5 protein-coding genes are annotated in these 5,784 nt (G+C 72.3%); 3 read left to right on the top strand and 2 right to left on the bottom strand.

Annotated elements, in window-relative coordinates; translation table 11 throughout:
* Nucleotides 1-171: 171 nt before the first annotated feature.
* Complete coding sequence (locus tag ACFY3D_RS34590) at nucleotides 172-2,844, bottom strand: LuxR C-terminal-related transcriptional regulator (protein ID WP_389987627.1); 2,673 nt, start codon at nucleotides 2,842-2,844, stop codon at nucleotides 172-174.
* A 307-nt stretch (nucleotides 2,845-3,151) separates the two neighbouring features.
* Here ACFY3D_RS34590 and ACFY3D_RS34585 point away from each other — a divergent pair, with 307 nt between their 5' ends.
* On the top strand, nucleotides 3,152-3,544 hold the full coding sequence (locus ACFY3D_RS34585) for a hypothetical protein (RefSeq protein ID WP_389987624.1): 393 nt from the start codon (nucleotides 3,152-3,154) through the stop codon (nucleotides 3,542-3,544).
* A 37-nt stretch (nucleotides 3,545-3,581) separates the two neighbouring features.
* On the opposite strand, the gene ACFY3D_RS34580 is transcribed toward ACFY3D_RS34585, so the two are convergent.
* Nucleotides 3,582-3,713: a hypothetical protein gene (locus tag ACFY3D_RS34580; RefSeq protein ID WP_389987621.1), complete on the bottom strand. Its 132-nt coding sequence runs from the start codon at nucleotides 3,711-3,713 to the stop codon at nucleotides 3,582-3,584.
* A gap of 350 nt (nucleotides 3,714-4,063) precedes the next feature.
* Here ACFY3D_RS34580 and ACFY3D_RS34575 point away from each other — a divergent pair, with 350 nt between their 5' ends.
* Nucleotides 4,064-4,903 carry a metallophosphoesterase family protein gene (locus tag ACFY3D_RS34575; protein WP_389987618.1) on the top strand — a complete coding sequence of 280 codons (840 nt, stop codon included), beginning with the start codon at nucleotides 4,064-4,066 and terminating at the stop codon, nucleotides 4,901-4,903.
* On the top strand, nucleotides 4,900-5,607 hold the full coding sequence (locus ACFY3D_RS34570; RefSeq protein WP_389987615.1) for a 4'-phosphopantetheinyl transferase: 708 nt from the start codon (nucleotides 4,900-4,902) through the stop codon (nucleotides 5,605-5,607). The genes ACFY3D_RS34575 and ACFY3D_RS34570 overlap by 4 nt, the downstream gene beginning before the upstream one ends.
* Nucleotides 5,608-5,784 lie beyond the last annotated feature (177 nt).

The raw sequence follows: 5,784 nt of genomic DNA, 5'->3' as shown, positions 1-5,784 counted from the left end.
GCGCTCTGCCCCGGGGGGCGTGTGGGGGTACACCCAATCGGGCCTCCCGGGGCCCCCCCCCCCCCCCCGCCCCCCCGGGGCCCCCCCCCCCCCCCCCGGGGGGGGGGGCACCCGGCGAGTCCGCGACCGCGCCGCCCGTGCACAGGGGCACGGGCGGCGTGGTCGACCGGTTCACCTGTTCGTGCGGCCGAGCCGGCCGGTCAGCTCCTGGCGGTCCGAGACGCCGAGCTTCGCGTAGACGCGCTGCAGGTGGTTGTCCACCGTCCTGACGGAGATGGTCAGACTGGCCGCGATGTCCTTGCTGGACATCCCTCCGGAGGCCAGGCTCGCGATCTCCCTTTCCCTGGCCGTGAGCGGCACGGCCGCGTCGGCCGCCTGGAGCAGGGGCGTCCGCGCGCCCTCGCACAGGGCCGCGGCGGCGGCCGACCGCGCGGCGGCGGCGGAGGCCTGCCGGGGGTTCCCGAAACGGCGCCACAGCTCCGCTGCCGCGCCCGCCGCCTCTGCCGCGAACAGGCTCGCCCCCATCCGGTCGAAGTCGTCGGCCACCGCTATCAGACCGTCCCGGTCGCCGACGGCCAGCGCGACCGCCAGCCGTGCCCGGGCGGTGATGAAGGGCCCCCCGGCCTTCGCGAGCTCCGTGAGACGGTTCGCCGCCTCCGCGGCGCCGCCGAGCCGCGCGAGGTCGGTCAGCAGCGTGGCCTCGGAGGAGAACTGCCCTCGTTCGCGGGCCTCGGCCGCCGCCTCCCGTAGCACTCTCCTGGCCGTCCCCCGCTCTCCTCGCGCCACGTGCGTCCACGCCTCGCCGAGCCGTTCCTCGGGCACGCGCACCGCCACCGCGAGCCCGGCGTGCTCGGTGAGGGCGGCCTCCGCCGCGCGCACGTCACCCTGTAGCGCCGCGGCCGCCGCGAGCCCGGCGAGGGCGAGTGGACGCAGGATCACTCCCTGAGGGCGGGTGTCGTGCGCGATCTCCGCGTACCAGCGGCGCGCCGAGGCCGGGCGGCCGGCCATCCAGGCGTTGCGGGCGAGCGGGAAGACCAGGAGCGTACGCTGCCACCCGGTCGGCACCCAGCCCGATTCGGTGTGGGCGCGCTCGGCGGTGACGCGAGCCTCCTCCAGACGTCCGATCTCGGTCAGGGCCAGAACGAGCGCGGACCACGCGGCCGCCTCCTGCGGGCCGTGGCCCCTGCCCTCCGTCCTCGCCTTCGCACACAGGGCCACGGCCCGCTCGGCCCACGGCACCGCCTCCTCACTGCGGCCGAGAAAGGACAGCGCACTGGCCCTTGTCGCGGCGGCAGCCGTCCACGCCGCCACGCCCGCGATGTCACCCACCGCCGGTTCCTCGTCCCGCAGGTCGTCGAGCAGGTCGAGGCTCTCGGCGTGACGACCGAGACTGGAGAGTATGTTGGCCTCGTTCACCCGCAGCGCCCACAGCCCTGCGGCACTCGTGACGCGGTCGCGCGCCGCGTCGTTCGCGGCGACGACCTCCTCGCGGGCTGTGCCGCGGCACCACATGAGGTTGTGGGTGCGCGCCAACGCCACCGCGAGCGTGCGGCTCTCCGTGGTGGCCCACCCGTCGGCCCTGCGCAGCACGTCCTCGGCCTCCTGCGGTCGGCCCGCCTCGGAAAGCGTGCGGCCGAGCAGAAGCAGAGCCGGGAAGGTGAGCTCGTCCTCGGGGATCGCCCGGAGGAAGGCGAGCGCGCGGGCATGGTCGTCGCCGTGCGCGGCGAGCCGGGCGGCTTGGAGGAGGAGGGCCGGATCGGCGCTGCCGGTGCCGGCGAGCCGGTAGGAGGCCAGGCGCATGGCGTCCTCCCGGCGGCGCGAGCCGGTCCGTTCCAGTCTGTCCGCCTGTTCGCGCAGGATCTCCTGCCGTCGCCCCTCGGTGATACCCGGGGGCAGCACCTCCGCGTAGAGAGGGTGCGCCAGGCGGGCGTACGTACGCCGTCCCTCCCGCACGACGGTGACGAGCCCGGCTCGCTCCAGCTCGTCCAGAATCTCGGTATCGGGCTCGCGTTCGAGGTCGGCCACGGACACCGGACCGCACAGCGCGAGGACGTCGAGGAGGCGACGGCCGCGCGGCACCACCGTCGCGAGCCGGTGGCGGATCACGTCCGTGAGGCGGCGGGTGACCGGAAGGGGCTCGCCGGCGACCAGCTGCCAGACCTCCCCGTCGTTCGTCAGCCTGCCCTCGGCCAGCGCACCACGCACCAGTTCGCCCAGATAGAGCGGATTGCCGCCGCTCGCGGCGTGTAATCGGTCGACGGTCTCGCGGTGGACGTGCCCGGCCAGGGCGTGCTGGAGGAGCTCGTTCACCTCCCGCCACGTCAGCGGCGCGAGGTCGGCGTGGTGGACGGCGTCGCCTCGCCCGAGCGTCACGACGCTCTCCAGGGAAGAGGCGTCCGAGCGCACCGTGCCCACCAGGAAGACGGCATCGGTCTCCATGAGCTGGCGCAACAGCATGACCGAGGCGGAGTCGAGCAGGTGCAGGTCGTCGATGAGCAGAACGAGGCGGGCCGTCGCGGTGTAGGCCCGCGACATGAGCCGGACCGCCGTCGCGAAACCCGCGATGGGATCCGACAGGTCCACGCCGTCCGGCAGGAGATGCGCTACCGCCCCGAGGGGGATTTCCGCCGCCGCGCCGGTCGCGGCGGCGCGGCCCACGGCGTGCCCCCGCAGAGCGGCGACGGCGAGACACTCCTCCGCCAGCCGGGTCATGCCGACGCCGGGTTCACCGAAGATGAGGAAACCCTTGTAGCCGGTTTCATGGAGAACGGCCTTGAACGCCTCCAGCTCCGCGTCGCGGCCCACCAGGGACCAACGCCTCACCACCGTCTCAACCGTCGTCACCGCGGCCTCTCCTTCCACCGAGCAATGTCCACCGAGCAATCGGGCGTGTCGTACTGCGGGCCGGCCGGAGACGCCTCCGAATGTCCACGGAAGCCGGGGCCGGGAAGGAACAGGTGCGAAAAACCGCACATCGGTAGTCGTGCGGTTTCGCCAACGGCATCCCACAACGCTGTGTGCCGACCAACTGATCGTCAAGGTGATCTGTGGCGGCAGCCGACCTGCGCGCCATTCTGCGAGTGTCTCCAAAAGATGTCAATTGCATTAAGCCGCGACCGGAATAACCCTGTCCGTGATCTTGTATGGATTTTTGTTCTACAAGGTGCCGTCTTACGCGTGGACCGAATGGTCAGCGCCGGAGATCTTCCCGCCGGAGAAAAACTCCATTCCCGCCCGCACGGCCTTCCTCATGGGCAGCCTTGTAGGCGGGTTCGGGCTCGTGTTCGTGCTCGGGTCCCCGATCGGGCTTACGCGTGGGATCGCGTTCGGACTCGCGACCGTGCTGGTGGGCGGGATCAGCGTCTCGAACGGCGCGGAGGCGCGGCATACGGTCGGTGTGGCGCTGGCGGCGATGCGGGGCCGGTTGCCGTGGCGGTTCGCCGCTTTCTGTCGACGGGCGTGCGCGGCGGGCCTGCTACGGGTGGCCGGGGCCGGCTATCGGTTCCGTCACCGGGAACTACAGGAATGGCTGATCGACGATTGAGCTGACGCAGCGCGCCACCGAACGAGGCGCGCTGCGCTTAGGCGCTCTCCGAGGTGGCGAGGGTCCTGAGTGCGGCCTCCCGCTCGGCGGGGGTTCCGTGTTCGGCGACCGCCGCGAGCAGGTCGGGGGGTGCGATACAGCACGGGGGCATGCTGTCGAATGTCGTCATACGTTAAGGATCGTCACCGCCTGCTCAAACTGTATGAGTATTGCCATACTTGATGCCTTCGGGGGTGGACTGGGGTGTGCCCACGGGAGCGGTCGTGAGAGGGTTCTTCTGCTCGACGATCACGGGGTCGTGACCGCGCCCGGGGAAGAGGGCGAGACGGAGGCGGCGGTGCTGGGAAACGTGGAAGAGAACGAGGGGACGGCGCGGGCGCTCACGGTGGCGACGCGCGGCGATCGGCTCGGCTCGCCGATGACGGGTACACCGGTGACGGGCCTCGCGCGGAGCGAGACCGGCTCGCGAAGCACGCGACTCGCGCCGCGAGACACCGCTTCTCGGAGGACGGGCCACGCATGACGTCACTGCTCGCCATCAGCGACCTGCACATCGGCTACCAGGAGAACCGCGACATCGTCGAGAAGCTGCGGCCCACCTCCTCCTCCGACTGGCTGCTGGTCGCCGGGGACGTCTCAGAGAAGGTCTCCGACGTCGAATGGACCCTGGGACTGCTCGCCGAACGGTTCGAGAAGGTGGTGTGGGCGCCCGGCAACCACGAGCTGTGGACCCATCCCAGCGACCCCGTCCAGTTGCGCGGCGAGGAGCGCTACCGGCACCTGGTCGAGGTGTGCCGAAACCTGGGGGTGGCGACGCCCGAGGACCCCTACCCCACCTGGACCGGCCCCGGCGGCCCGGTCACCGTCGCCCCGCTGTTCGTGCTGTACGACTACACCTTCCGCATGCCCGGTGTGGCCACGAAGGAGGCGGCGCTCGCCCGCGCGTACGACAAGGGGGTGGTCTGCACCGACGAGATGCTGCTGCACCCCGACCCGTACCCCACCAGGGACGCCTGGTGCGACGCCAGGATCGCCGAGACCGAACGGCGCCTGGAGGCCAGGCCGCCTGGGGTGCCCACGGTGCTGGTCAACCACTACCCGCTGGTGCGCGAGCCCACCCTGATCCTGTACCACCCGGAGTTCGCGATCTGGTGCGGCACCGAGCGCACCGCCGACTGGCACCTGCGCTTCGACGCCGCCGCGGTCGTCTACGGTCACCTGCACATCCCCAGGACCACCTGGCACGACGGTATCCGCTTCGAGGAGGTCTCCTTGGGCTATCCCCGCGAGTGGCGTCCCAGGTCCACCGCGCCCGGTCAGCTGAGGCGCATCCTGCCCAGCCCGAAGGCCGCCTCGTGATCGAGAAGATCCTGCCGTCGTGGGTGGCGAGTTCGGAACGCTTCGAGGACCCGCCGGACGTCGTACTGTTCCCCGAGGAGGAGGAGGCCGTCGCCCGCGCGGTGGAGAAGCGGCGGCGCGAGTTCGGCACCGCGCGCCACTGCGCGCGTCAGGCCCTGGCCGAGCTCGGACTGCCGCCCGCGCCGATCCTGCCCGGTGAGCGCGGCGCCCCCGTGTGGCCGGACGGGGTGGTGGGCGCCATCACCCACTGCGCCGGATACCGTGCGGCGGCCGTCTCCCGCGACGCGCTCACCATCGGCATCGACGCCGAGCCTCACGAGCCGCTCCCCGACGGCATCCTGCCGGCGGTCTCGCTGCCCGAGGAGCGGGCCGCGCTGGAGCGGCTGAACGACGACGTGCACTGGGGCCGGCTGCTGTTCAGCGCCAAGGAGAGCGTCTACAAGGCGTGGTTCCCGCTGGCCAGGCGCTGGCTCGGCTTCGAGGAGGCCCACCTCGTCTTCTCCCCCTCAGGTACGTTCACCGCCCGCCTCCTCGTTCCCGGCCCCGTCGTGGACGGCCGGGAGCTGACCGGTTTCACCGGCCGCTGGCTGGTCTCCGACGGCCTGGTCGTGACCTCCATCGCGGTGCCGGGAAAGTCCGCGCCAGGAAAGTCAGCGCCGGAAAAGCCGGCGACGTCCGCTGAGGGAGTTCAGGACTCCCGTTGACGTCCGCTCCGCTCCGAAGGGCGGAGCCCGCTACGCGTGCGGCTTGCGGTGGTCGTGGGGGCGCCCCCCCCCCCCCGGGGGGGGCCCCCCCCCCCCCCCCCCGGGTGGGGGGGGGGGGGGGGTGGGGGTGGGGGGGGGGGGGCAGGGTTGAGAGGAGGTGGTGGTTTTGGTGTGGGG

Source organism: Streptosporangium sp. NPDC000509, assembly GCF_042898365.1.
In the GTDB taxonomy this organism is placed as follows: Bacteria; Actinomycetota; Actinomycetes; order Streptosporangiales; family Streptosporangiaceae; genus Streptosporangium.
Note: the sequence above shows the minus strand (reverse complement) of the source record. Positions and strands in the feature narration are given on the sequence as shown.